This is a genomic window from Janthinobacterium amylolyticum (assembly GCF_051380655.1).
Lineage (GTDB): Bacteria > Pseudomonadota > Gammaproteobacteria > Burkholderiales > Burkholderiaceae_D > Janthinobacterium.
Genome location: NZ_JBNYXL010000013.1, coordinates 109,475 through 133,946 on the forward strand (window position 1 = coordinate 109,475; position 24,472 = coordinate 133,946).

The 24,472-nt window shown below is 63.5% G+C and carries 26 protein-coding genes; 14 read left to right on the forward strand and 12 right to left on the reverse strand.

The window, feature by feature from the left end; genetic code table 11:
* The first annotated feature begins 192 nt into the window (after window positions 1-192).
* The 4 genes from murU to ACQ4WR_RS24800 all read left to right on the forward strand — a co-directional run bounded on the left by murU (window position 193) and on the right by ACQ4WR_RS24800 (window position 4,443).
* Entirely contained in the window at window positions 193-912 is a 720-nt protein-coding gene (murU, locus tag ACQ4WR_RS24785; RefSeq protein WP_436490539.1) for an N-acetylmuramate alpha-1-phosphate uridylyltransferase MurU, read from the forward strand.
* On the forward strand, window positions 912-2,234 hold the full coding sequence (locus ACQ4WR_RS24790) for an aminopeptidase P N-terminal domain-containing protein (protein WP_436490647.1): 1,323 nt from the start codon (window positions 912-914) through the stop codon (window positions 2,232-2,234). The genes murU and ACQ4WR_RS24790 overlap by 1 nt, the downstream gene beginning before the upstream one ends.
* A gap of 9 nt (window positions 2,235-2,243) precedes the next feature.
* A complete protein-coding gene (locus ACQ4WR_RS24795; protein ID WP_436490541.1) occupies window positions 2,244-3,386 on the forward strand; it encodes a UbiH/UbiF/VisC/COQ6 family ubiquinone biosynthesis hydroxylase in 1,143 nt (380 codons plus the stop codon).
* Between the two features lie 115 nt (window positions 3,387-3,501).
* Window positions 3,502-4,443, forward strand: coding sequence for a GGDEF domain-containing protein (locus ACQ4WR_RS24800; RefSeq protein WP_436490543.1), 942 nt, complete (start codon window positions 3,502-3,504; stop codon window positions 4,441-4,443).
* 177 nt (window positions 4,444-4,620) lie between these two features.
* Here ACQ4WR_RS24800 and ACQ4WR_RS24805 read toward each other — a convergent pair whose 3' ends face one another.
* Genes ACQ4WR_RS24805 through ACQ4WR_RS24815 form a run of 3 tightly spaced genes read right to left on the reverse strand, consistent with a single transcriptional unit; the run spans window position 4,621 to window position 7,535 of the window.
* Entirely contained in the window at window positions 4,621-6,075 is a 1,455-nt protein-coding gene (locus ACQ4WR_RS24805; protein WP_102294155.1) for an NAD(P)(+) transhydrogenase (Re/Si-specific) subunit beta, read from the reverse strand.
* Window positions 6,076-6,083: 8 nt separating this feature from the next.
* Window positions 6,084-6,398, reverse strand: a complete 315-nt coding sequence (locus ACQ4WR_RS24810) for an NAD(P) transhydrogenase subunit alpha part 2 (protein WP_034745644.1) — start codon at window positions 6,396-6,398, stop codon at window positions 6,084-6,086.
* A 24-nt stretch (window positions 6,399-6,422) separates the two neighbouring features.
* Window positions 6,423-7,535, reverse strand: coding sequence for a Re/Si-specific NAD(P)(+) transhydrogenase subunit alpha (locus tag ACQ4WR_RS24815; RefSeq protein ID WP_436490545.1), 1,113 nt, complete (start codon window positions 7,533-7,535; stop codon window positions 6,423-6,425).
* A gap of 413 nt (window positions 7,536-7,948) precedes the next feature.
* Between ACQ4WR_RS24815 and ACQ4WR_RS24820 the strand changes: the two genes are divergently transcribed.
* From ACQ4WR_RS24820 to ACQ4WR_RS24830, 3 genes are read left to right on the forward strand one after another with little or no spacing between them, the layout of a single operon-like run.
* Window positions 7,949-8,428 (forward strand): NUDIX hydrolase, encoded by a 480-nt coding sequence (locus ACQ4WR_RS24820; protein WP_102294093.1) that lies wholly within the window; start codon window positions 7,949-7,951, stop codon window positions 8,426-8,428.
* 42 nt (window positions 8,429-8,470) lie between these two features.
* Window positions 8,471-9,586 carry a tRNA 2-thiouridine(34) synthase MnmA gene (gene mnmA / locus ACQ4WR_RS24825; RefSeq protein WP_102294092.1) on the forward strand — a complete coding sequence of 372 codons (1,116 nt, stop codon included), beginning with the start codon at window positions 8,471-8,473 and terminating at the stop codon, window positions 9,584-9,586.
* Window positions 9,587-9,616: 30 nt separating this feature from the next.
* A complete protein-coding gene (locus ACQ4WR_RS24830; RefSeq protein ID WP_436490548.1) occupies window positions 9,617-9,763 on the forward strand; it encodes a hypothetical protein in 147 nt (48 codons plus the stop codon).
* A gap of 20 nt (window positions 9,764-9,783) precedes the next feature.
* Here the strand turns inward: ACQ4WR_RS24830 and ACQ4WR_RS24835 are convergent, their stop codons facing one another.
* The 3 genes from ACQ4WR_RS24835 to ACQ4WR_RS24845 form a co-directional block, all read right to left on the reverse strand.
* Entirely contained in the window at window positions 9,784-10,200 is a 417-nt protein-coding gene (locus ACQ4WR_RS24835) for a response regulator (protein WP_102294154.1), read from the reverse strand.
* Window positions 10,201-10,346: 146 nt separating this feature from the next.
* Window positions 10,347-11,120: a 5'-3' exonuclease gene (locus ACQ4WR_RS24840; RefSeq protein WP_102294091.1), complete on the reverse strand. Its 774-nt coding sequence runs from the start codon at window positions 11,118-11,120 to the stop codon at window positions 10,347-10,349.
* Window positions 11,121-11,191: 71 nt separating this feature from the next.
* The gene (locus ACQ4WR_RS24845; protein WP_436490550.1) at window positions 11,192-11,863 is read right to left on the reverse strand and encodes a glutathione S-transferase; all 672 of its coding nucleotides are present in this window, start codon (window positions 11,861-11,863) and stop codon (window positions 11,192-11,194) included.
* 177 nt (window positions 11,864-12,040) lie between these two features.
* On the opposite strand from ACQ4WR_RS24845, the gene ACQ4WR_RS24850 reads away from it, so the two are divergent.
* The 4 genes from ACQ4WR_RS24850 to nagZ all read left to right on the forward strand — a co-directional run bounded on the left by ACQ4WR_RS24850 (window position 12,041) and on the right by nagZ (window position 17,563).
* Window positions 12,041-13,093 carry a YjgN family protein gene (locus ACQ4WR_RS24850; RefSeq protein ID WP_258002914.1) on the forward strand — a complete coding sequence of 351 codons (1,053 nt, stop codon included), beginning with the start codon at window positions 12,041-12,043 and terminating at the stop codon, window positions 13,091-13,093.
* Between the two features lie 2 nt (window positions 13,094-13,095).
* A complete protein-coding gene (locus tag ACQ4WR_RS24855) occupies window positions 13,096-14,106 on the forward strand; it encodes a M48 family metallopeptidase (RefSeq protein WP_436490553.1) in 1,011 nt (336 codons plus the stop codon).
* A 103-nt stretch (window positions 14,107-14,209) separates the two neighbouring features.
* On the forward strand, window positions 14,210-15,820 hold the full coding sequence (locus tag ACQ4WR_RS24860; protein WP_436490555.1) for an FMN-binding glutamate synthase family protein: 1,611 nt from the start codon (window positions 14,210-14,212) through the stop codon (window positions 15,818-15,820).
* Window positions 15,821-16,021: 201 nt separating this feature from the next.
* A complete protein-coding gene (gene nagZ / locus ACQ4WR_RS24865; RefSeq protein WP_436490557.1) occupies window positions 16,022-17,563 on the forward strand; it encodes a beta-N-acetylhexosaminidase in 1,542 nt (513 codons plus the stop codon).
* 49 nt (window positions 17,564-17,612) lie between these two features.
* Here nagZ and ACQ4WR_RS24870 read toward each other — a convergent pair whose 3' ends face one another.
* The 4 genes from ACQ4WR_RS24870 to ACQ4WR_RS24885 all read right to left on the reverse strand — a co-directional run bounded on the left by ACQ4WR_RS24870 (window position 17,613) and on the right by ACQ4WR_RS24885 (window position 20,329).
* Window positions 17,613-17,783 carry a hypothetical protein gene (locus ACQ4WR_RS24870; RefSeq protein ID WP_180979368.1) on the reverse strand — a complete coding sequence of 57 codons (171 nt, stop codon included), beginning with the start codon at window positions 17,781-17,783 and terminating at the stop codon, window positions 17,613-17,615.
* Between the two features lie 72 nt (window positions 17,784-17,855).
* The gene (locus ACQ4WR_RS24875; RefSeq protein ID WP_102294085.1) at window positions 17,856-18,131 is read right to left on the reverse strand and encodes a hypothetical protein; all 276 of its coding nucleotides are present in this window, start codon (window positions 18,129-18,131) and stop codon (window positions 17,856-17,858) included.
* Window positions 18,132-18,140: 9 nt separating this feature from the next.
* Window positions 18,141-20,042 carry a ferrous iron transporter B gene (feoB, locus tag ACQ4WR_RS24880; protein WP_436490559.1) on the reverse strand — a complete coding sequence of 634 codons (1,902 nt, stop codon included), beginning with the start codon at window positions 20,040-20,042 and terminating at the stop codon, window positions 18,141-18,143.
* 2 nt (window positions 20,043-20,044) lie between these two features.
* Window positions 20,045-20,329 (reverse strand): FeoA family protein, encoded by a 285-nt coding sequence (locus ACQ4WR_RS24885; RefSeq protein ID WP_092802906.1) that lies wholly within the window; start codon window positions 20,327-20,329, stop codon window positions 20,045-20,047.
* 423 nt (window positions 20,330-20,752) lie between these two features.
* On the opposite strand from ACQ4WR_RS24885, the gene ACQ4WR_RS24890 reads away from it, so the two are divergent.
* Both ACQ4WR_RS24890 and ACQ4WR_RS24895 read left to right on the forward strand, forming a co-directional pair.
* Window positions 20,753-20,968: a (2Fe-2S)-binding protein gene (locus ACQ4WR_RS24890; protein ID WP_102294084.1), complete on the forward strand. Its 216-nt coding sequence runs from the start codon at window positions 20,753-20,755 to the stop codon at window positions 20,966-20,968.
* Window positions 20,969-20,976: 8 nt separating this feature from the next.
* Complete coding sequence (locus tag ACQ4WR_RS24895) at window positions 20,977-21,687, forward strand: energy transducer TonB (RefSeq protein ID WP_436490562.1); 711 nt, start codon at window positions 20,977-20,979, stop codon at window positions 21,685-21,687.
* 220 nt (window positions 21,688-21,907) lie between these two features.
* Here ACQ4WR_RS24895 and ACQ4WR_RS24900 read toward each other — a convergent pair whose 3' ends face one another.
* Window positions 21,908-22,588, reverse strand: a complete 681-nt coding sequence (locus tag ACQ4WR_RS24900; RefSeq protein WP_436490564.1) for a Fe2+-dependent dioxygenase — start codon at window positions 22,586-22,588, stop codon at window positions 21,908-21,910.
* Between the two features lie 420 nt (window positions 22,589-23,008).
* Here ACQ4WR_RS24900 and bfr point away from each other — a divergent pair, with 420 nt between their 5' ends.
* A complete protein-coding gene (bfr, locus tag ACQ4WR_RS24905; RefSeq protein ID WP_034745609.1) occupies window positions 23,009-23,485 on the forward strand; it encodes a bacterioferritin in 477 nt (158 codons plus the stop codon).
* A gap of 180 nt (window positions 23,486-23,665) precedes the next feature.
* Here the strand turns inward: bfr and ACQ4WR_RS24910 are convergent, their stop codons facing one another.
* Window positions 23,666-24,280 carry a glutathione S-transferase N-terminal domain-containing protein gene (locus tag ACQ4WR_RS24910; RefSeq protein ID WP_436490566.1) on the reverse strand — a complete coding sequence of 205 codons (615 nt, stop codon included), beginning with the start codon at window positions 24,278-24,280 and terminating at the stop codon, window positions 23,666-23,668.
* Window positions 24,281-24,472: the final 192 nt, after the last annotated feature.

The window sequence follows — 24,472 nt, forward strand, 5'->3', positions numbered from 1 at the left end:
CCGGCCAAATCCTGCTGCGCGTCGCGCTTTGCGGCCGGCGATGCTCACCGTACTAGAGTACGGTTGCGCTTCTCGGCCACAAATCATCGCCGCTCGCTACGGTTTTGTCCGGTGTCGTGACTGCAGAATTAACTTATTGCGCGGCTCGCGCCAGGCAACCTTTACCGAACGACACAGAAAACGAGTTCCACCATGAAAGCCATGATCTTTGCCGCAGGCCGCGGTGAACGGATGCGTCCGCTTACCGACACCTGTCCCAAACCGCTGCTGAAAGTGCGCGGCCGCCCGCTGATCGTCTGGCATGTACTGAATCTGGTGCGCGCTGGCATCACGGACATCGTCATCAACCATTCGCACCTGGGCCACCTGATCGAGGAAACCCTGGGCGACGGCAGCGCGTATGGCGCGCGCATCGCGTATTCGCCCGAGACCACGCCGCTGGAAACGGCCGGCGGCATCGCCCAGGCGCGCCACCTGCTGGGCGATGAACCCTTTCTCGCCATTTCCGGCGACATCTATTGCCCGTATTTCGATTTCACGCAAGTGCTTGACGTGCTGGCCGACAAGGATGTGCTGGGCACGCCCTACCCGGCCGACCAGCGCGACATCGCCTGGACCTACCTGGTGCCCAACCCCGACTTCCACCCCAACGGTGATTTCGGCCTGACCTTGTTTGCGATTAATAATACGGACGAGACCAAGTGGACCTTCGCCAACATCGGCGTGTACCGTCCCGAGATGTTCGACGGCATCGCGCCGGGCAGCCACGCCAGGCTGGGTGATTTGCTGCGCCAGTACGCGGACCAGGGCCGCGTGGGGGGCGAAGTCTATCCGGGCGAATGGACCAATGTCGGCACGCCACAGCAGCTCGACGCACTCAACGGCGTGGCGGCGAAGGTACCTGCGGCATGATGGCCAACTACGCGGCGCGGCGCGCGGCGCTGCTGGCGCAGATGCTGCCCGGCAGCGTGGCCATCCTCGCCACGGCGCCGGAAGTGCCGCGCAACAGCGATTGCGACTACCCGTACCGCCACGACAGTTATTTTTATTACCTCAGCGGTTTTACGGAACCCGACAGCGCCGTGGCCCTGGTGGCCGCCAGCGCCACGGCGCCCGCGCGCGCCATCCTGTTTTGCCGCGCCAAGAACACGGAACGTGAAATCTGGGACGGCTTTCGCCACGGCCCCGAGGCGGCGCGCGCCACCTTCGGCTTCGACGCGGCCTTTCCCATCGAGGAACTCGATGCGGAAATGACGCGCACCCTGGCCGACGCGCCGGCCATCTACTATGCGCTGGGCGGCAGCCTCGATGCGCAAGTCAAAGTCTGGCTGCACAATGTGCGCCAGAAGGCGCGCAGCGGCGTCACGGCGCCGGCTATCGCGCATGACATCAACGGCATGCTCGACGCCATGCGCCTGCTGAAAGACACGCAGGAACAGCAGCTGATGCGCCGCGCCGCCGCCATCTCCAGCGCGGCGCACGTGCGCGCCATGCGCGCCACGCGGCCCGGCATGCATGAATACGCGCTGGAAGCGGAACTGCTGTACGAATTTCGCCGCAGCGGCGCGCAATTCCCGGCGTATTCCTCCATCGTGGCAGGCGGCGACAACGCCTGCATCCTGCACTACAGCGCCAACAACGCCGTCCTGCAAGAGGGCGACCTGGTGCTCATCGACGCCGGCTGCGAACTCGATGGCTACGCGTCCGACATCACGCGCACCTGGCCCGTCAACGGCCGCTTCAGCGGCCCGCAGCGGGCACTGTATGAACTGGTGCTGGCGGCGCAGCAGGCATCGCTGGACATGGTGCGCCCCGGCCTGCCGCACAGCGCCATCCATGAAGCGGCCGTGCAGGTGCTGGCGCAGGGCATGCTGGATCTGCAATTGCTGGACCGGCAAAAAAGCGGCAGCGTGCAGGACGTCATCGCCGACAAGAGTTATCTGCCCTTCTACATGCACGGCACCAGCCACTGGCTGGGCATGGACGTGCACGACGTGGGCGCCTACCGCGACACGAGCGCGCCCGGCAAGCCATGGCGACCGCTGGAAGCGGGCATGGTGCTGACGGTGGAGCCGGGCATCTACGTGCGCCCCGGCGCCGGCGTGCCGGAACAGTTCTGGCATACGGGCATCCGCATCGAGGACGATGTGCTGGTCACGCCGCAAGGCCATGAAGTGTTCAGCACGGCGCCAAAAAGCGTGGCTGAAATCGAACAACTGATGTCACAGGATTAACCCAGCAGCATGCACACACCGCCCACTTTCGATCTCGCCATCTGTGGCGCCGGCCCCGTCGGCATGGCGCTGGCCGCCCTGCTGGTGCAGCGCGGCGCGCGTGCCGCCGGCATCGCCCTGCTCGACGCCAAATCCATCGAGCAAGCCAGGCGCGATCCGCGCACCATCGCCCTGTCGCACGGCAGCCGCCAGATCCTCGAGGAAGCGGGCGCCTGGCCCGTCGAAGCGACGCCTATCCATGCAATCCACGTCTCGCGCCGCGGCCAGTTGGGCCGCAGCCTGCTGCACCGCGAGGAACACGGCGTCGAGGCGCTCGGCTATGTGGCCCGCTATGGCGCCGTGGTCAGCGTGCTGGCCGACGTCTGCGAACGCCTGGGCGTGGCCAGCCTGCGCCCGGCCCTGGTCACGGGCAGCGTGGAGGATGCCGATGGCGTGTCCGTGCAGATCGACCAGGCGGGCGCCGCGTCGAGCCTGCGCGCCAGATTGCTGGTGCAGGCTGAAGGCGGCCTGTTCGGCCAGCAGCAGGAACGCGCCGTCAGCCGCGACTATGGCCAAAGCGCCATCATTGCCCACGTGCGTACCAGCGCCCCCATTGCGCACCGCGCCTTTGAACGCTTCACCGACGAAGGGCCGCTGGCACTGCTGCCGCAGGACGACGGCTACGCGCTGGTCTGGTGCGTGCCGCCGACGCGCGCGGAACAGCTGCTGGCACTCGACGACGCGGCCTTCCTGGACCGCCTGGGCAGCGCCTTCGGCAGCCGCCTGGGACGCTTTACCCAGACGACGCCGCGCCTGGCGTATCCGCTGGGCCTGAACGCCCAGGCGGGCGGCACGGCCCGCACGGTCGCCATCGGCAATGCGGCGCAAACCCTGCACCCGGTGGCGGGCCAAGGCTTGAACCTGGGCTTGCGCGACGCCGCCGTGCTGGCCCGCGTGCTGGCGCAGGACAGCAGCCCGGCCGGCCTGGAACGCTATGTGGCCCTGCGCCAGGCCGACCGCGGACTGACCGTGCGCGTGACCGACACGATGGCGCGCATCTTCACGGGCAGCGCACCCACGCAAGGTTTGCTGGGCCTGTCGCTGGGCCTGCTGGACGTCGTCAGCCCCGCGCGCAAGACGCTGGCCGGACTGATGATGTACGGCCGCCGCTAAGTATTAACAATAAGGAAAGAGCTGGGGCAAAAAAGAAACACGGAACCTCTCCGGCATGGAGTAAACGGCCCGCGGATGCGACAATGTCTGTCACCTGGATTTTGGCGACCGTTCCATGACAGATGCATTGCCCGCAGCACCGGCTGCCGCTCTTCCCGAAGTCCTCTTTTCCCGCCTGCTGGAAGACGCCCTCGACGCCGTCATCATCATCGACGAGCAGTGCCGCATCCGCTACATCAATGGCGCCATGCAGGCACTGTCGGGCTACGCCAGCGGTGAACTGCTGGGCCAGACTCTGAACGGCCTGCTGCCGGACGCCGTCGCCGCGCAGCACGACAACCACGTGATCAACTATATCCGCAGCTCGCGCACCTCCAGCGTGCTGGGGAAAATACGCGAATTTGCCATCCGCCACCGCAATACGCAGATGATCCCCATCGAGATGAAGGCAATGGATCTGGGCGTGGTGGACGGCATGCGCTATTTCGGCGCCTTTTTGCTCGACGTGCGCGAACGGCGCGAACTGGCGGCGAAAAACGCCAGCCTGCTGGCGCAGCTGGAACAGCAGGCGCTGTACGATGCGCTGACGGCGCTGCCGAACCGGCGCGCCTATGAAGCCCAGGCCGAGCAGGCGATGGCGCGCGCCGCGCGCAGCGGGGCGGCACTCACGGTAGGCGTGGCCGACCTCGATCATTTCAAGAAAATCAACGACCGCTACGGCCATGCGGTAGGCGACGCCGTGCTGCGCAACGTGGCGCAGGTGCTGCGCGACACGGGCCGCGTCACCGACGTGGCGGCACGCCTGGGCGGCGAGGAATTCGGCCTGCTGTTTCCCGACGCGACACTGAAGCAGGCCTATAAGGTGGCCGAACGCATCCGCGCGGCCGTGGCCGCCGCCGTCACCGTGCTGCCCGACGGCACCCCGCTGCACGTCACCATCAGCATCGGCCTGGCGCCGCTGGTCAAGGGCATCACCCTGGACGCGGCCATGTCGGAGGCGGACAAGGCCCTGTATGCGGCCAAGCACCAGGGTCGCAACAAGGTCGTGGCGGCCTGAAAACAAGCGCAGGTCGAATGAGGCGGGGCGGCAAGCCGGCACGCTCGGTCAACCCTGTTGTCGGATTACGCACGGCGGCGCCGCGCTAATCCGACCTGCCACCGCTGTCACGTTTGACGCCATGCCCAATAAAAACGGCCCGCGCAAGGCGGGCCGTCCGGTCGCTGCAAGCCGTCCTTATTCGACGGCCTTGAGCATATCCTCGATTACCTTCTTCGCGTCGCCGAACACCATCATCGTGTTCGGCTGGTAGAACAGTTCGTTGTCCAGGCCCGCATAGCCGGAAGCCATCGAGCGCTTGTTGACGATGATGCTCTTGGCTTTATATGCTTCCAGGATCGGCATGCCGGCGATCGGCGATTTCGGGTCTTTCGCCGCCGGGTTGACGACGTCGTTCGCGCCCAGCACCAGCACCACGTCGGTCTGGCCGAATTCACCGTTGATGTCTTCCATCTCGAAGACCTGGTCGTACGGCACTTCCGCTTCGGCCAGCAGCACGTTCATGTGGCCCGGCATGCGCCCGGCCACCGGATGGATCGCATACTTGACGGTGACGCCCTTGTGCGTGAGCTTTTCCACCAGTTCCTTGAGCGAGTGCTGCGCGCGCGCCACGGCCAGGCCGTAGCCAGGCACGATGATGACGGTTTCCGCATTGCCCATGATGAAGGCGGCGTCGTCGGCCGAACCCGACTTCACGGGGCGCTGCTCCTGCGTGCCCGCCGCCCCGGCTACCGGCGCATCGCCGCCGAAGCCGCCGAGGATGACGTTGAAGAAGGAGCGGTTCATGGCCTTGCACATGATGTACGACAGGATCGCGCCCGAAGAACCCACGAGCGAGCCGGCGATGATCAGCATCGAGTTATTCAGCGAAAAACCGATGCCGGCCGCGGCCCAGCCGGAGTAACTGTTGAGCATCGAGACCACCACCGGCATGTCGGCGCCGCCGATGGGGATGATGATCAGCACACCAAGCGCAAAGGCGATGACGGTCATGACGATGAACGGCGTCCATGCGGGCTGCACGCCATCGGCGAAGCAGAAGGCCAGGCCCAGGCCCACCATCACCAGCGCCAGCACCAGGTTGAGCAGATGCTGGCCCTTGAAGCTGACCGGCGCGCCCTGGAACAGACGGAACTTGTACTTGCCCGACAGCTTGCCGAAGGCGATCACCGAACCGGAAAAGGTGATGGCGCCGACAAAGGTGCCGATGAACAGCTCGAAACGGTTACCGATGGGCAGCGCCTGGCCCTGCTGGGCGATATTGAAGGCCCACGGCTCCGACACGGCCGCCACGGCGATGCACACAGCGGCCAGGCCGATCAGCGAGTGCATGGCCGCCACCAGTTCCGGCATCTTCGTCATTTCCACGGTCTTCGCCAGGTAGGCGCCGATGGCGCCGCCCGTGACGATGCCGATGATGACGAGGGTCAGGCCCATGCCGCCCGTCTGCTGTTCCTTCAGTTTCAGGATCAGCGCCACGGTAGTGACGGCGGCAATCGCCATGCCGCTCATGCCGAAGGCATTGCCGCGGCGCGCCGTCGATGGCGACGACAGGCCTTTCAGGGCCTGGATGAAGCATACGGAGGCGATCAGGTACATCATCGTCACCAGGTTCATGGTGACGAAGCTCATGGCATGGCTCATTCTTTCGCTCCTTGCTTGGCCTTCGGTTCTTTTTTACGGAACATCTCTAGCATGCGCTGCGTGACGAGGAAGCCGCCAAACACGTTGACGGCGGCCAGCGCCACGGCCAGGGTGCCGGCCACTTGCGCCAGCGGGCCATCCGTCAGGCCGGCAGCCAGCATGGCGCCGACGATGATGATGGCGGAAATGGCGTTGGTGACGGCCATCAGCGGCGTATGCAGCGCCGGCGTGACGGTCCAGACGACGTGGTAGCCGACATAAATGGCCAGCACGAAGATGATCAGGTTAGTGATGGTGTGACTGATTTCCATGATGTTGTTCTCTCCGGCGCCGCGTTATTTTCTGAGGATGTCATTGCCCGCGCAAACCAGGCTGGCCTTGATGATTTCATCCTCGCGGTCGATCAGCAATTGATCGTCCTTGTCGATGATGAGCTTTAAAAAGTCCAGCACGTTGCGCGCATACAGGGCCGACGCATCGGCCGCCACCAGGGTCGCCAGGTTCGGCTCGCCCACGATGTACACGCCATGCTTGACCACCGTCTTGCCCAGTTCCGAGAGCGGGCAGTTGCCGCCCTGCTCCACGGCCAGGTCGACGATGACGGAGCCGGGCTTCATGGCTTTCACCGTTTCCTCGGAAATGAGCACGGGCGCGGCGCGGCCGGGAATCAGTGCGGTGGTGATGATGATGTCGGCCAGTTTCGCCCGTTCATGCACGAGTTCGGCCTGGCGGCGCATCCAGTCGGCCGGCATGGCGCGCGCGTAGCCGCCCGAGCCCTTGGCGATCTCTTTTTCTTCGTCCGTGAGGAAAGGCACGTCGAGGAACTTGGCACCCAGGGACTCCACTTGCTCCTTGACGGGCGGGCGCACATCGGACGCCTCGATGACGGCGCCCAGGCGCTTGGCCGTGGCGATCGCCTGCAAGCCGGCCACGCCCACGCCCATGATCAGCACGCGCGCTGCCTTCACCGTGCCGGCCGCCGTCATCAGCATCGGCATGAAGCGCTGGTAGGTATTGGCCGCCACCAGCACGGCCTTGTAGCCGGCGATATTCGCTTGCGACGACAGCACGTCCATCGACTGCGCGCGGGTGATGCGCGGCACGGCTTCCAGGGCGAAGGCGGACAGCCCGGCCGTGGCCATGGCGGCGATATTGTCCGCGTCAAACGGGTTCAACATGCCGATCAGCACCGTGCCGCTGGCCATCAGGGCCCGCTCCCCGGCATCCGGTGCGCGCACCTTGAGCACGATGGCGCAGCCATAGGCTTCCTGGGCAGTGCCGATCTGCGCGCCGGCGGCCGCATAGGCATCGTCGGGGATCGACGCCTGCAGGCCCGCCCCCGCCTGCACGATGATCTGATGCTTGGCTGCCAGTTTCTTGACTGTCTCGGGCGTCGCTGCCACCCGGGTCTCACCGGGCCGCGTTTCGGCCGGTATGCCTATCCTCATGATGCCTCCGATAATTGATAAACTGACTAGAATCTAACACGGAAAGCCGTGCGTTAAACGTTTGTGAACCAGCAACTTTTAGTCGTACGACACTAATTTCTCCGCTGCAGCATCATTCGTTTCACCATGCGGCGCGGCGACCGTATTGTGGGAAAGGTGTGTCAATCTCACCACAGTCCAGTGCGCATGCGTGCTTGTTTTGACCACGGGGAAAGCCTATATTAGCGGGCGCTTCCTGCCATCTTGCCGCCCCAGCCCCCCATGCTAGTGCGCGCCCAAGGAAAGACGTAAGTACCTCCCACCGCTATTTGCTAAAACGTTGTCATTTATCAATATGTCCGCGCAACAGAAGGCCGGCTTCAAACCGCGTGCGCAGAACAAGATAAAATGTCGGCTCTTTCAAGGATGGAATCATGCCGAGAATCTGGAAACCCTCTGTCACCGTTGCTGCCATCGTCGAGCGCGACGGCCTGTTTTTACTGATTGAAGAAGAGACCAGCGAAGGCATCAAGATCAATCAGCCGGCCGGCCACCTCGACCCGTTCGAGTCGCTGGAGCAGGCGGTGATCCGCGAAACGCTGGAAGAAGCGGCCTACGATTTCATCCCCACGGCACTGGTCGGCATGTATATGTCGCGCTACCAGTCGCAGCGCACGGGCGAGGATGTCACTTATCTGCGCTTCACCTTTTGCGGCACGGCCGGCGCCGAGCATGACCGGCCGCTGGACGAAGGCATCCTGCGCACCCTGTGGATGACGCGCGACGAACTGGCGGCGTGCCAGGAACGCCACCGCAGCCCCCTGGTGCTGCAGTGCGTGGACGAATACCTGGCTGGCCGGCGCGCGCCGCTGGCCCTGCTGCACACGCATGCGTCGGTTTTCAATAGCGCATAGCAATACGCATTGCCATATTATTAAAGTACACTGGAAAGCAAGATGAGCAAGAAGAAAGTCGTTATCGGCATGTCGGGCGGGGTCGATTCCTCGGTCGCGGCATGGATGCTGAAGGAACAAGGCTATGAAGTCATCGGCCTGTTCATGAAAAACTGGGAAGATGACGACGATTCGGAATACTGCTCCACGCGCCAGGACTGGATCGACGCGGCCAGCGTGGCCGACGTCATTGGCGTCGATATCGAAGCCGTCAATTTCGCCTCCGAATACAAGGACCGCGTGTTCGCCGATTTCCTGCGCGAATACCAGGCCGGCCGCACGCCGAACCCGGACGTGCTGTGCAACGCCGAGATCAAGTTCAAGGCCTTCCTCGACCACGCCATGACCCTGGGCGCCGACCTGATCGCCACCGGCCACTATGCGCGCGTGCGCCAGGCGCCGACGGATGCGGGCCGCTTCGAGTTATTGAAAGCGGTCGACGCCAGCAAGGACCAAAGCTATTTCCTGCACCGTTTGAACCAGGCGCAACTGTCCAAGACCTTGTTCCCGCTCGGTGAAATCCCGAAAACCGAAGTGCGCCAGATCGCCGAGAAACTGGCCCTGCCGAACGCGCAGAAAAAGGATTCGACGGGCATCTGCTTCATTGGCGAGCGCCCGTTCCGCGAATTTCTGAACCGCTACCTGTCGTACAAGCCGGGCCCGATGAAAACGGCCGACGGCAAGACCGTGGGCGAACATGTGGGGCTGAGTTTTTATACCCTGGGCCAGCGCAAGGGCATCGGCATCGGCGGCGTGAAGTCGTACCAGAACGCGGACGGCAGCAGCGATGCCTGGTACGTGGCGCGCAAGGATATCGCCAACAACACCCTGTACGTGGTGCAGGGCCATGACCATCCGTGGCTGCTGTCGCCATCGTTGACGGCCGACCAGGCCAGCTGGATCGCCGGCGTCGCGCCGCAGGCGGGCGCCTTGAGCGCCAAGACGCGCTACCGCCAGGCCGACGTGGCTTGCCAGCTGCTGCCGGACGGGAATGAACACTTCAGCCTGGCCTTCGACCAGGCGCAGTGGGCCGTCACGCCGGGCCAGTCGGCCGTGCTGTACGATGGCGACGTATGCCTCGGTGGCGGCATTATCGCCAGCGCCACGGGCATGCCCTGATCATAGACTGTTGACTGAAAGGATACGCTGATGCGCACACTGCACGCCCGGATTACCACCGCATGGAATACGCTCCCCGTGTTCCTGCAGGCCAGTATGCTGCTGGGCGTCACAGCATACTTTTTGCTGCATCTCGGTCAATCAGTGGGCCAGGCGCTGTACTATCTGACCCATTAAGCATCAAGCGCTTCGCTGCATCAATCGGTGGGGTTCGACGATTGGGCGGCGGCGGCCAGGGCCTGCTGCTTGCGGACCATGGCAATGACCGTGTTGCGCACGGTTTTCAGGACCGTGTCGGCCATGAACGGTTTCACGATGAAGCCCGACACGCCCATGGCGTGCGCCGCCTGCAGCGAGGCGGCGTCGATGCCGCCCGAGATCATGAAGATCAGCGTCTTCGGATACTGCTCGCGGATGGCCTGCACCACATTCGTTCCATCTTCCACCTGTTCGCGCGCGATACACACGAAATGCGGCCGATGCTTGACCAGCAGCGCCAGTCCCAGCGTACTGGTATGCGTCTGGCCGCAGACATCGTAGCCGCCATCGGTCAGGACCGTGTTCAGCAGGCCGCGCGCCACGGCGCTGCTATCGATCAGGACTGCCTTTAACATCATGATTTACTTCCCTTGCTTGATTTATTCCGAGTGCTGGCCAGGAGAGCGTCGAACAAAAGGTCCAGGGCCAGGCGCGTTGCCGCAGGCAGTACGAATGTACGACAAGGCAAGGCAACGACGCCATGGGCTTTTTGTTTGGCGCGCTATTTTTCCCACACCAGCTTGTTCCAGGTCACGCCCAAGGTCACATCCGTCTTGAGCGCCACTAACTTTCTTGAAAGATACAGTATTTCCCGGTCTTTTCGCAGGCTTTCGCCCAGCGTACCCGGCAAAATGCCCGCGCCGGCCATCACGGCGTCGATATTGCCGTAGGCGCGCAACAGTTTGGCGCCCGTTTTCAGGCCGATCTTCGACACGCCGGGAATGCTGTCGGTGACGTCGCCCATCAGCGCCAGCAGGTCGGGCAGCAGTTCCGGCGGCACGCCGAACTTTTTCTCGACCCAGGCATGGTCGTGCCAGACGCCCTTGAAATGGTCCCACACCAGCGCGCCGTGGGCGATCAGGCCATGCAAGTCCTTGTCGGTGGTGGCGATGACGGCCGCGCCGCGCCCTTCGTGCAGCCAGCGCATGACGGCCGTGCCGATCACGTCGTCAGCCTCGACTTCGGGAATGCTCACCACGTGCATGCCAAAGCTGGCCAGGGTGGCGTAAAAGCCGGGCAAGGCGTCGCGCAACACTTGCGGCATGGGCTGGCGCCCCTCGCGGTAGCCCGCATACAGGGCGTGGCGCCAGGTCGGGCCGCCGAAATCGAAGGCCGGCAGGATGTGCGTCGGCTCGTGATCGTTGATGAGGGTGCGGAACGACGACAGCGCATGGCGCAGCGCGATCTCCGCCTTCAGATCGGAATCGGGTTCAGGACTGGCTTCGTAGACGCGGCGTACGATATTCAAGCCGTCGATAGCGAGGAGTCTGGCCATGCGGTAAATGGATACTGGTTGAATCGGGCATTTTACCGTATGGCGCCCCGCACATCGCCCGTCAACGCCGCTTACTTTGCAAAATCGTAAGGCCCGCCCCGCTCCAGCGCCCGCTGATAGGCAGGCCGCGCATGAATGCGCTGCAAAAAGGCCGTCAGCTTCGGCAGGCGCGCATCAAGGCCGCCGCGGGAAGCGGCCGCTTCCAGGGGAAAGCTCATCTGGATGTCCGCCGCAGAGAACTCGTTGCCGGCAAACCATTTTTCCTTTTCCAGTTCCGCCTCCATATACGCGAGCTGGCTATTGATGTTCGGCATGATGAAGCTATGTTTCACCTTGCTGGCGATACCGCGCGCGATCGGTTTCACGAAGAACGGCATGGGCGACGATTCGACCTTGTCGAACACCAGCTTCATCAGCAGAGGCGGCATGGCCGAGCCTTCCGCGAAATGTAGCCAGTAAGTCCAGCGCAGCTTTTCAGGCGTGCCCGCCGCCGGGATCAGCCGGCCCTGGCCATAACGCTCGACCAGGTATTCGATGATGGCGCCCGATTCGGCGATGGTGTTGGCGCCGTCCGTGATCACGGGCGACTTGCCCAGCGGATGCACATCCTTCAGCGAAGCGGGCGCCAGCATGGTTTTCGGGTCGCGCTGGTAGCGCTTGACCTCATACTCCAGGCCCAGCTCTTCAAGCAGCCACAGCACGCGCTGCGAGCGGGAATTGTTCAGATGATGGACGACGATCATGGCGATTTCCGTTAAACGATGGTTGAGTTCCAGTATAGCCGGACGCCGCGCCCCGGACGCGCGCCGCGTCGATTTGCCCATCCATGCGAAAATATATTACGCCTGAACAATATTTTTATTGACAACTTATTGACGATCATGCATCTTAATTCTTTTTTAACTGCAAGGATTCCTGGCGTGGATATCGACACCAACACCCCGAACACCCAGCGCGAAGCGATCACCTTCAGCGCCACGGGCAGCGAATACTTCCGTATCTGGATCGTCAATCTGCTGCTGAGCATTGTCACCCTGGGCATTTATTCGGCCTGGGCCAAGGTGCGCCGCAACCGCTATTTCTATTCCAGCACCCACCTGGCTGGCAGCAGCTTCGAATATCACGGCAATGCCGTGGCCATCCTGAAGGGCCGCATCGCCGCCGTGGTCTTGATCGGCGGCTACAACATCGCCTTCCAGGTCTCGCCCATCATCGGCCTGATCATGCTCGTGCTGATGATGGCCGTGCTGCCATGGCTGGTCTGGAAAAGCCTGCAATTCAAGCTGTACAACACCAGCTACCGCGGCATCCGCTTCGGCTTCGGCGGCAGCGCCAAGGAAGCCTATAAATACTTCCTGTGGCTGCCCATCCTGAACACCTTCACGGCTGGCCTGATGACGCCGTTCCTGCATCAGCGCCTGAAGCGCTTCCAGCACACGCACAGCCGTTTCGGCAGCAGCAATTTCAGCTTCGACGCCACGGTCGGCAGCTTCTACAAGACCTATCTGCTGTTCTTCGCCCTGCTGCTGGCCGGTTTCCTGGTGCTGATCTTTGTCGTCTTCGCCAGCGTCTTCGCCACGTTTGCGACCGATGCCAACGATGTCACCAAGGCCGGCAGCATCTTCGGCGCCGTGGCCGCCCTGTATGCCTGGGCCTTCATCGTGCTGCCGCTGTTCCTGACCATGATCCAGAACCTGATCTGGAACCACACGCGCTTGCAGCAGCACCAGTTCCAGTCGCAGCTGACCTGGGGCCGCACCACCTTCATCATGCTGACCAACCTGCTGGGCATCGTCGTCACCCTGGGCCTGTTTTCGCCATTCGCCCACGTGCGCTGGCTGAAATACCGCCTGGAAGCGACGTCCATGCTGGTGCATGGCAGCCTCGATGAATTTGTCGCCGCCACCGGAGAGCAGGTCTCGGCCACAGGCGAAGGCGTGGTCGACCTGCTGGACTTCGACCTGTCGATGTAAGCATGGGCGCCGACAAGCAAGAAGACCACGCCAGCCTGGCCGCCCGCTATTTCGACGGCCAGACCTCGCGCCTGTACCACGTCACGCTGAGCGTGCGCGATGGCGTGGCGGTGCTGGCCGGCGACATTGAACGCAGCTGCCCGCTGGGCGAGCTGCACGTGTCCGAACGCAGCAGCCACGCCGTGCGCAAGGTCAGCTTTCCCGATGGCGCCTACCTGGAAATCGCCGACCAGGCGGCCTTCAACGCGCTGCTGCACGACACGGGCCACCGCGACGGCTGGGTGGTGCGGCTGCAGCAAAGCTGGCGCGGTGCCCTGCTGGCGACAGTGGCCACCGTGCTGGCCCTGTGGCTCAGTTATCAGTACCTGCTGCCCGTGGTGGCGAAGGGCGTCGCGTATGCGATTCCCCAGTCCGTCGAGCGCCAGCTGGGCCAGGGCGTGCTCGATTTCCTCGACCAGCACGTGTTTGAAGCCAGCAAGCTCGATAACGCGCGCCAGCAAGCCTTGCGCGCCCGGTTCGCGCGCCTGTCCACACCCGGCGACAGCACGCCCGAGCACCGCATCGTTTTCCGCAAGAGCAAGATCGGGCCGAACGCCTTCGCCCTGCCGTCCGGCGACATCGTGCTGACCGATGAAATGGTGGAACTGATGCCGGACGACGACGCCATCATGGGCGTGCTGGCGCATGAACTGGGGCATTTGCAGCAGCGCCACCTGACGCGCCGCCTGATCCAGACCTCGGCCGTGGGCGCCGGCGCGGCGCTGCTGTTCGGCGACGTGTCGACGGTGGTGGCAACCTTGCCGCCGCTGCTGCTGGACTTGAAATATTCGCGCGACGTCGAACGCGAGGCGGACGACTACGCGATCGCCATGCTGCGCCAGAACGGCATTGCGCTGGAACACTTGGCGCAGGTGTTTGTCGCCCTGGGCAAGCTGGGCGACGGCACGCCGTACCTGTCGAGCCATCCGGCCAGCAGTGAACGCATCGAGCGCATCCGCGCGGCACAGCGCTAAGCACCTCACGCGGCGCCCCTGGGTGCCGCGTTCTTTCCAGCCAGCACGTTCCGTGAATCAAAGGTAGACTCGGCAGTATCAGTCTGACCTCACCGGAGTGCCCATGCACCTAGTACCATTTCGCTACCTGACCTTCATTGCGACGGCCGCCATCTTTGTCCTGTCCCTGTTTTACTACGATCATTACTGGCTGCCCGTGCTGGCCGGTGCGCTGACCCTGCTGGGCATCAGCGATCTGCTGCAAACCAAGCGCGCCCTGCGCCGCAACTACCCCATCCTCGCGCACTTCCGCTTTTTCTTCGAGAGCATCCGCCCCGAGATCCGCCAGTATTTCCTGGAAAGCGATACGGAAGCGACGCCGTTCTCGCGCAGCCAGCGCAGCATCGTCTATCAGCGCGCCAAGGAGCAGACGGACAAGCGCCCGTTCGGCACCCAGCTCGACGTGTATGAGGCGGGCTATGAGTGGATCAACCATTCCATCGCCCCCGCCAAGGTGACGGGCCACGACTTCCGCATCGAGATCGGCAACCATCCCGACTGCCCGCGTGAAAAACCGTATTCGGCCAGCGTCTTCAATATTTCGGCGATGAGCTTTGGCGCCCTGTCGGCCAACGCCATCTTGGCCCTGAACGGCGGCGCGCGCAGCGGCGGCTTCATGCACGACACGGGCGAAGGCAGCATCAGCCCCTACCACCGCGAAAACGGCGGCGACCTGGTATGGGAAATCGGCTCCGGCTACTTTGGCTGCCGCAATCCGGACGGCACGTTTTCGGAAGAACGCTTCGTCGCCAACGCCAGCTCCGAGCAAGTGAAAATGATCGAGCTGAAGATGTCGCAAGGCGCCAAGCCGGGCCACGGCGGCGTGCTGCCGGGGCCGAAAGTCACCATCGAGATCGCCACCACGCGCGGCGTGATGGTGGGCGAGGATTGCGTCTCGCCGGCCGCGCACAGCGCCTTTTCCACGCCGCTGGAAATGCTGCACTTTATCGACCGCCTGCGCACGCTGTCGGGCGGCAAGCCGACTGGCTTCAAGCTGGCCATCGGCCACCCGTGGGAATTTTTCGGCATCGTGAAAGCCATGCTGGCCACCGGCATCACGCCCGACTTCATCGTCGTCGACGGCAGCGAAGGCGGCACCGGCGCCGCGCCGGTGGAATTTACGGACCACGTCGGCACGCCGCTGCAGGAAGCGCTGGTACTCGTGCATAACACCCTGGTGGGCGCCAACCTGCGCGAGAAAATCAAGATCGGCTGTTCCGGCAAGATCATCACGGCGTTCGATATCGCCCGCCTGCTGGCGCTGGGCGCCGACTGGTGCAATTCGGCGCGCGGCTTCATGTTCGCGCTGGGCTGCATCCAGTCGCAAAGCTGCCACACGGACCGCTGCCCGACGGGCGTGGCCACGCAGGATCCGCAACGCCAGCGCGCGCTGGTGGTGCCCGACAAGATCGCCCGCGTGGCGCACTTCCACCAGAACACCATGAAGGCGCTGGCCGAACTGATCGCCGCCGCCGGCCTCGAACATCCGCAGGAACTGCGCCCGCATCACCTGGTGCGGCGCATTTCGCCGAACCAGGTGAAACTGGCGTCGGCCCTGCTGCCCTTCCTGGAAGCGGGCCAGCTGCTCGACCCGAGCCAGCTGCCGCAACTGCCGCCTGTGTTCGGCCTGTACTGGCCCAAGGCGCAGGCCGAGTCGTTCAAGCGCCTCGCCTGACGAGTTATCGCGAAGCTGTTGCGCAAGTGGTGACAAGTGGAGCAATACCACTTAATAACCACTTGCGCAAAAATCCAAATCCAATACAATACCAAAACAAGTAAAAAACAAGGCAGCTTTTCCGCTGACCGCCACGCTGCGGCATCACGGGCCACAATACGGGCTTGCCGTCATCAACACGAATACCGGAGGAGTTGCAGCATGGAGCAGGGTTTGCGCGAAAAAGTAGGACAGTTGTTCATGGTGGGCTTTGACGCCCTGCAGGCGGACGAGCATATCAAGACCTTGATACGCGAAAAGAAGGTGGGCGGCGTGATCCTGTTCCGCCGCAATGTGCACACGCCGGCGCAAGTGTCGGCCCTGTGCCGCGAACTGCAGGAGATCAACGCGGAAGTGTCCGACACGCCGCTGCTCATTTCCATCGACCAGGAAGGCGGCATGGTGATGCGCATCGAGCAGGGCGTGACGCCGATTCCCGCCGCCATGGCCTTCCAGGCGGCCGGCTCGCCGGAAGACTGCGAGCGCATGAACCAGATCAGCGGCGACGAGATGCGCCAGGTGGGCATCAACATGCTGCTGGCCCCCGTGCTGGACGTCAACAACAACCGCAACAACCCCGTCATCGGCGTGCGCGCGTATGGCGAAGATGCCGATACCGTCATCGAATACGGCATGGCCGCCATGCGCGGCCAGCGCGCCAGCGGCCTGGCCGTCACCGCCAAGCATTTCCCCGGCCACGGCGACACGGCGATCGACACGCACTACGCCATGGCCCTGGTGCCGCACGACAAGGAACGCCTGCGCGCGGTGGAACTGGCGCCGTTCCGCGCGGCCATCGCCGGCGGCGTGGACGCCATCATGACGGCGCACGTGGTCTTCCCCGCCTTCGAAGCCGACACCAAGGTGCCGGCCACCCTGTCGAAAGGCGTGCTGACCGACCTGCTGCGCGGCGAGATGAAATACCAGGGCGTGGTCATCACCGACTGCCTGGAAATGGCGGCGATCGCCGACGGCATCGGCATCCCCAGGGGCGCCATCGCCACCTTGCAGGCGGGCGCCGACATCGTCCTCATTTCGCACCGTGAAGCGCAGCAGACGGCGGCCATCGACGCCGTCATCGATGCCGTGGAAAGCGGCGAGATCGCCGTGGCGCGCATCGACGCAGCGCTTGCCCGCGTCACTGAACTCAAGCGCAACCGCGCCGTGCGCGACTGGCGCGAACGTCCCGTCACGCCGCCCGCGCTGATGCAGCCGGCCGCCATGGCCCTGTCGCAGCTGCTGCAAAAAGCGGCGCTGCGCGTGCAGGGCGATTACCGCGCGCTCGATGCCAGCCTGCCCGTGACCCTGCTGACGGTGGAAGTGCGCTCGCGCAGCGAGATCGATGAAGTGGCGCTGGGCCGCAACAAGGAAGCGCGCAGCTCCATGCTGCCGGCGCTGCTCGAAGCGGGCCTGGACGTGCGCGAATATGCGCTGTCGGCCGAAGCACTGGACGACGAAGTCAATGAAGCCATCGCCTTTGCGCAAGGCGCGCAGCAGATCGTGCTGCAAACGTATAACGCCATGTTCGTCGACGGCCAGCGTCGCCTGGTCGACGCCCTGCCGCAGGATAAACTATGGCTGGTGGCGGGCCGCCTGCCGTACGACCTGGACCTGGCTCCCGGTGCGCAAGGCCGCCTGGCCGCCTTTGGCTGCCGCCCGGCCGCGCTGGCGCCCGTGGTGGAAAAGCTGGCCGGCCAGGCGTAAGCGCGGCGCCGCAGACGTAAAAAAACCCGCTCGCGCGGGTTTTTTTCATTCAGGGCTGCGTAGCCGGCGGCACGGGCGGCAGCGCCGCCACCGCCAGCAAGGCAAAGGGCCCGAGGAACAGGCCGATGCCGAACCAGACGCCGCCATGGCGGCCACGCCGGCTGGCCAGCAGCCAGGTGGCGACCGCAAACAAGAACATGAAGATCAACAGTATCGCCATTGCCACTCCTTGCCATCTGGAAAGCCCAGTGTAGCCCAAGGACGCGCCCGTGGCTACACTGAAATGCAGGCCCTAGCGCTGCACCTGCATCAGGATCACGCGCTTGCTGCTGCCGTCGGCGGGCGGCGTGGCGGACGGTGGCGGCGGGCTGTCGCAGGAGCCGCAGGAACCGCAGCCGCTGCCGCAGCCGGGCGCCACCTTGAAGAAGGTCGACAGCTTGGCCTCATCGAGGCCGCAGCGCACCAGGCCACGCACGATGGCGCGGCGCACGCCGGCCGGCAGGTACTTGGTCGAAAAATGCAGCAGCGCGGCTGCGACGATGAGGGCGACGATGATGGTTTGCCACATGCTGCTCTCCTATGCGCCGGCCATCAGGGCGACGCGGTACGTGATGAACGAGGCGGCATACGCCAGCGCGAACATGTAGCCGGCCATTAGCAGCGGATAGCGCCAGCCGCCCGTCTCGCGTTTCACCACCGAGAGGGTCGACAGGCACTGCGGCGCGAAGACGTACCAGGCCAGCAGGGACAGCGCGGTGGCCATCGACCACGAGTGGGCGATCAGCGGTTCCAGAGTGGACGCCAGCGCATCGCCCGTTTGCGACAGCGCGTACACGGTGCCCAGGGCGCCGACGGCCACTTCACGCGCCGCCATGCCCGGCACCAGCGCGATGCAGATCTGCCAGTTGAAGCCGATTGGCGCGAAGATCACTTCCAGGCCGCGGCCCAGGATACCGGCCAGGCTGTAGTAGATCGGCGGGTGGATGGCATTGTCCGGCGGGCCGGGGAAGGTGCTGAGGAACCACAGGATGATCATCAGGCTCAGGATGATGGTACCGACGCGCGTGAGAAAGATCTTCGCGCGTTCCCACAGGCTGACGGCCAGGTTGCGCAGGTGCGGCCAGTGATAGGCGGGCAGCTCCAGCAGCAGCGGCTGATTGCCGCGCACGCCCATGCCGCGCTTCATGACCCAGGCCACGGCCATGGCCGAGATGATGCCGGCGAAGTACAGCACGAACAGCACCAGGCCCTGCAGGCTCAGGTAGCCCCACACTTCGCGCTCGGGGATGAAGGCGGCGATGATCAGCGCATACACGGGCAGGCGCGCCGAACACGTCATCAGCGGCGCGATCATGATGGTGACCAGGCGGTCGCGCGGGTTCTGGATGGTGCGCGCCGCCATCACGCCGGGAATGGCGCAGGCAAAGCTCGACAGCAGCGGAATGAAGGCGCGGCCCGACAGGCCCACGCCGCCCATCAGGCGGTCCAGCAGGAACGCGGCGCGCGGCAGGTAGCCGCAGTCTTCCAGCGCCAGGATGAAGAAGAACAGGATCAGGATTTGCGGCAGGAACACCAGCACGCTGCCGACGCCGCCAATGATGCCTTCCACCAGCAAGCTCTTCAGGTGGCCGTCAGGCATGTTCGCCGTCAGCATGGCGCCCAGGTGGCCCACGCCGTCGGTGATCATTTCCATCGGCGTGGCAGCCCACGCAAACACGGCCTGGAAAATCAGGAACATCAGCACCGTCAGGATGATGGGGCCGGCGACAGGGTGCAGCACCACGTCGTCGATCTTCTCCGTCAGGTTGCCGCGGTCGCCAGCGTCATTGCTGACGGCAGACAGGATGCGGCGCACTTCGCGCTGGGTCTCTTCGACGCTGACAGCGTCGATGGCCGCCAGCGGTTTCGCTTCCACGGCCGGCAGCGGCAGCATGGCGTCGATGGCGTCCAGCAGGGCTTTTTCGCCATCGTGCTGCACCGCCACGGTTTCCACCACGGGCATGCCCAGTTCCTGCGACAGCTTGGCCGTGTCGATGAGCATGCCGCGCTTGCGCGCCACGTCCGTCATGTTCAGCGCCAGCAGCATGGGCAGGCCCAGGCGCTTGACTTCCAGCACCAGGCGCAGATTCAGGCGCAGATTGGTGGCGTCGACGACGCAGATGATGGCGTCCGGACGCGGATCTCCCTTGCGCAGGCCGCCCACCACGTCGCGCGTGATGGCTTCATCGGGCGTGGTGGCCGACAGGCTGTAGGCGCCTGGCAAGTCGAGGATGCGCACGGGTTTGCCGGCCGGCGACGTGAAATGGCCTTCCTTGCGTTCGATGGTCACGCCGGCGTAGTTCGCCACTTTCTGGCGCGCGCCCGTCAAGCGGTTGAACAGGGCGGTCTTGCCGCAGTTCGGATTGCCCAGCAGGGCGATTTGTGGCTGATGCGGCGGCTTGTGCGTGCCCGCATCGACGATAGTTTCTACAGCGCCCATGGTCATTCCGGTTGAGTCAACGGTTGAATCGTAATCAGCGCCGCTTCGAAGCGGCGCAGTGCGAACGTGGCATTGCCGACCTTGATGGCCAGCGGGTCGCCACCGGGAATGCCGCGCTTGAGCATGCGGATGCGTTCGCCGGGAACGAATCCCAGCTCCATCAAGCGGCGGGCCAGGTCGACGCCGTCCTCCGTCTGTCCTGCCGCGTGGGGTGTGATATGCAACACAGTGCCGCTCTGGCCGACTGCCAGGGCGTCGAGCGTCATCAAGGGTGGAACTAGAGTCATGAGCAAATTCCGTTCAAATGAAGAACACCCGGGAACAGCAGCGGCGCAGGGTGCCCTGCGCTGATCCCGGGTTTGTGAGGTAAATCGCAACTGTTGCGCATTACCGACAAGCGGCCTTTCCATATGTCCAGACGGTGGCCGTCCGAGACAATACCAGCATTATAAACATGAATGCGAATTGTTTTTATTTAGCCCGGAGAGCCGCCGCCGGCAAGGGCCGCGTCATTCGGGCGCACGGCTTGCCGACGCTTTGCCGCAGCAGCGCGCCAGCCCGCCAACTGCCGCACGTTTCATCAAAATCGCTTGCATTGTCCTGCACTTTGCGCGACAATGAAACGTAATGATAATGATTCTCATTAAAACACTAGCAACAATGCCTCGCAGCACTAGTGTATTTTCATCCTCCAGCCAGAAGGTGTATCAATGATTGTATGTGTCTGCAACAACATATCTGATCGTGAAATCCGTCAAGCCGTTGATCTTGGCCTGTCCAGCATGGCCGAACTGCGCCGCGACCTGGGCGTGGCCACGTGCTGCGGCAAATGCCATACCTGTGCACGCGAAGTGCTGAACGATCACCTGAACGCCAGCGTGGTGCTGCAAGAAACCGTATTGATGCGAGCTGTACTGACAAACTAAGGAAAGTGATGAACGCCATGACGATGATGCCCCCGCCCGTAACGGTGCAGGCCGTGGAACAATTTGCCGATTTCGACAAGAAACGCAGCAAATTCGTGCCGCTGATGGCCATCGTCGTGCTGCACATCGCCGGCTTTTACGCGATCCAGAGCGGGCTCTTGAGCCGCGTCGTCACTGCCGCCATGCCGACCATCACCACCATCAGCATCATCGCCCCGCCAGCGCCGCCCAAGCCGCCTGCACCGTCCGTGCCGAAAACCGTGGAGCTGAGCGCCCCCGTGCCGCGCGCCGTCATTCCGCCGCTGCCGCTGATCGCCGTGGCCCCGAGCGAACCGACGATCACGCCGCCACAGCCGACGCGCTCCGAAGCGGCGCCTGCCGCCACCGCCGCGCCAACGGCGCCATCGGCACCCGCACCTTCGCCACCGGCTCCATCGGCGCCGCGCACCGTCAGCAGCGTGGAATACATCAAGGCACCGCAGCTGATCTACCCGAACCTGTCGCGCCGCCTCGGCGAGAGCGGCACCGTGGTGCTGCGCATCCTGATCAATGAAAAGGGCTTGCCCGAGCAAATCCTGATCCATAAATCGACCGGCTACAACAACCTTGACGAAGCGGGCCGCCAGGCCGCGCAACGCGCGCTGTTCAAGCCGATGGTGGAAAACGGCAAGGCCGTGCCCGTCTACGTCTTAGTACCACTGACCTTCCAACTGAGCTAGCCCACGGCGGCGCCCTGCGCCGCTGCCAGCCCGCAAGCATCGCACCGCGTGCCCTGCTTGCTTTTTTGCGCCCTGTTTTTAGTCAAGCGATTTGCTTGTTTCAGTCTGCCAGCCTACATCCCCGGGCCCGGCAGACTTTTTTTTGCCTGCTATGGAGTCAGACCCTCAACACCGCCAACGCCCAGTTCAGCGCCAACGTCACCGGGGTCTGACCCCAGCCTTACATCTCCGCCCACATCCGCAGCAGGTTGTGATAATGCCCCGTCAGTCCCACCGTCGCCGGTGAATCGCCATGCTCCGCGCGCACGCTCTGGATGTTTTGATCGAGCTCGAACAGCATGCTGCGTTTCCAGTCCTCGCGCACCATGCTTTGCGTCCACAGGAATGAGCAGATGCGCTCGCCGCTGGTGACGGGCAGCACTTGGTGCACGCTGCTCGACGGATACACGATGACGTCGCCGGCCGGCAGCTTCACTTCATGCGTGCCGTAGGAATCGACCACCACCAGTTCGCCGCCTTCGTATTCGTCCGGCTCGCTCAGGAAAACCGTCGACGAGACGTCGGCGCGCATCGACTGCATGCCGTTTTTCGGCGTGCGGATGGCGCCGTCGATGTGCAGGCCATAGTGTTCGCCGCCCGCGTAGCTGTTGAAGAACGGCGGCAGGATGCGCAGCGGCAGCACGGCAGCGAAGAACAGGGGATTGGCCATCAGCGCGCGGCTGACGGTCTCGCCCAGTTCCAGCGCCAGCGGCGAACCTTCAGCCAGCTGGCGGTTGCGCTTGACTTGCGCGCCCTGCGCGCCCACGCTGGCGCGCCCGTCGACCCAGTCTGTCTGCGCCAGGCGCTGGCGAAAGTGCGTGACCTGTTCCGGCGTCAGCACGCCAGGTATGTGCAGCATCATCTTGCGATCCTTTGTAGTGAATTCTTCTGAGGATTATCGCACCGCCGCCAGCGACCAAGAAGGCATAAAGGCAAGAACCACGCAAACATTTTCCACCTGTTTCACGCGCCCGCCCGAGCATGCCGGACATGCAAAAAAGACAGCAGGAACGCGAATGAGAATACCCTCCATTTGCCTTAACAAATAAAAAACGGAGAAGTGTGGTGATTTACTTGAGAATGGGTTTTATTCGCACGGTATTTACGTTAAAAAGACGGAAAAATGCCATTTCGCAGCAAAAACCGCTCACATTTTGCGCTATCATGCGGGCATAGCGAAACCGGCAAGCTGCGCGCCACCAGGCAGCCTGCGCCACCCGGCAGTGAACGCCAGCAGCCCCCGGTTTCATCATCGAACGCGACACCGAACAAAGGAAATCCCATGAAGGGCGATAAAGAAGTCATCCGCATGCTCAACGCACAGCTCACCAACGAACTGTCGGCCATCAACCAGTACTTCCTGCATGCGCGCATGTACAAGCACTGGGGCCTGGAAAAGCTGGGCAAGAAGGAATACGAAGAATCGATCGGCGAAATGAAACACGCCGACAAGCTGATCGACCGCATCCTGATGCTCGACGGCCTGCCGAACCTGCAAGCGCTGCACAAGCTGCTGATCGGCGAGAACACGCCGGAAATGCTGGAATGCGATTTGAAGCTGGAACGCGCCGCGCACGCCACCGTCAAGGAAGGCATCGCCATCAGTGAAAAAGCGGGCGACTACGTTTCGCGCGACCTGTTCCTGATGATCCTGGAAGACACGGAAGAGCATATCGACTGGCTCGAAACGCAGATCGACCTGATCGCCAAAGTCGGCATCCAGAACTACCTGCAAAGCCAGATGGCGATCGAAGAGTAATGAAGACATCTGGCAAAACCTGCTGCGCGTCGGCATAGGCGGCCTGCGATGCTCACCGTACCAGTGTACGGTTGCGCTTCTCGGCCACCTCTTCCTTCCGCTCGCTACGGTTTTGTCAGGTGTCGTAATCTCAAGTGTGAAATAAAAAAACCGGCTTGCCGGTTTTTTTACGTCCATCCCTTACTGCGGCACGGTGTCCTTGAACGACTGCCGCTCGGACAGTTTGTCGAACAGGCGCGCCAGCGCCGGGTGATCAGCGCGCCAGTCGATTTCCGGGAAGCGGAAGCTGAGCCAGCCCAGGGCGCAGCCCACGGCCACGTCGGCCAGGGTGTAGTTCTTGCCGGCGCAATAGGCGCTCTCGCCCAGGCGTGATGCCAAAGCCGCCAGGCCCAGGGTGATCTTATCGAGCTGGCGCGCGATCCAGGCCGCGCTTTGCTGCTCGGGCGGGCGCTGCGTGCGCTCCAGGCGCACCAGCACGCCCGCGTCGAGAATGCCATCGGCCAGCGCTTCCCAGTTCTTGATATCGGCCCGCTCGCGGCCATTGCCGCCGGCCGGCAACAGCTTGCACACGGGCGTGAGCGTGTCGAGGTATTCGACGATGACTTTCGAATCGATGAGCGTGCTGCCATCTTCCATCACCAGGCAGGGCACCTTGCCCAGGGGATTGGCCTGCGCGATGCGGGTTTCCGGCACCCAGACGTTTTCCAGCTCGAAGACATAGTCGAGCTTTTTTTCCGCCAGCACGATACGGGCTTTGCGGACATACGGGCTGGCGAGGGAACCGATCAGTTTCATAGACACTTTAAGAGGAAGGGGCAGCGGTCAGTATAGCATCGGCGGCAGCGGCATTTGGCAACGCGCGCGTCCGCCCGGCCCGGTGTGGCGGGCAAGCCGCATCGGCCGTCCTGGCGGGCCCTTTATCGTCATTTTCCCGCCCGCGGCGCGCCATGCGGCGGCGGATGCGGCTCTGGCGGTGGTAAAATCGCC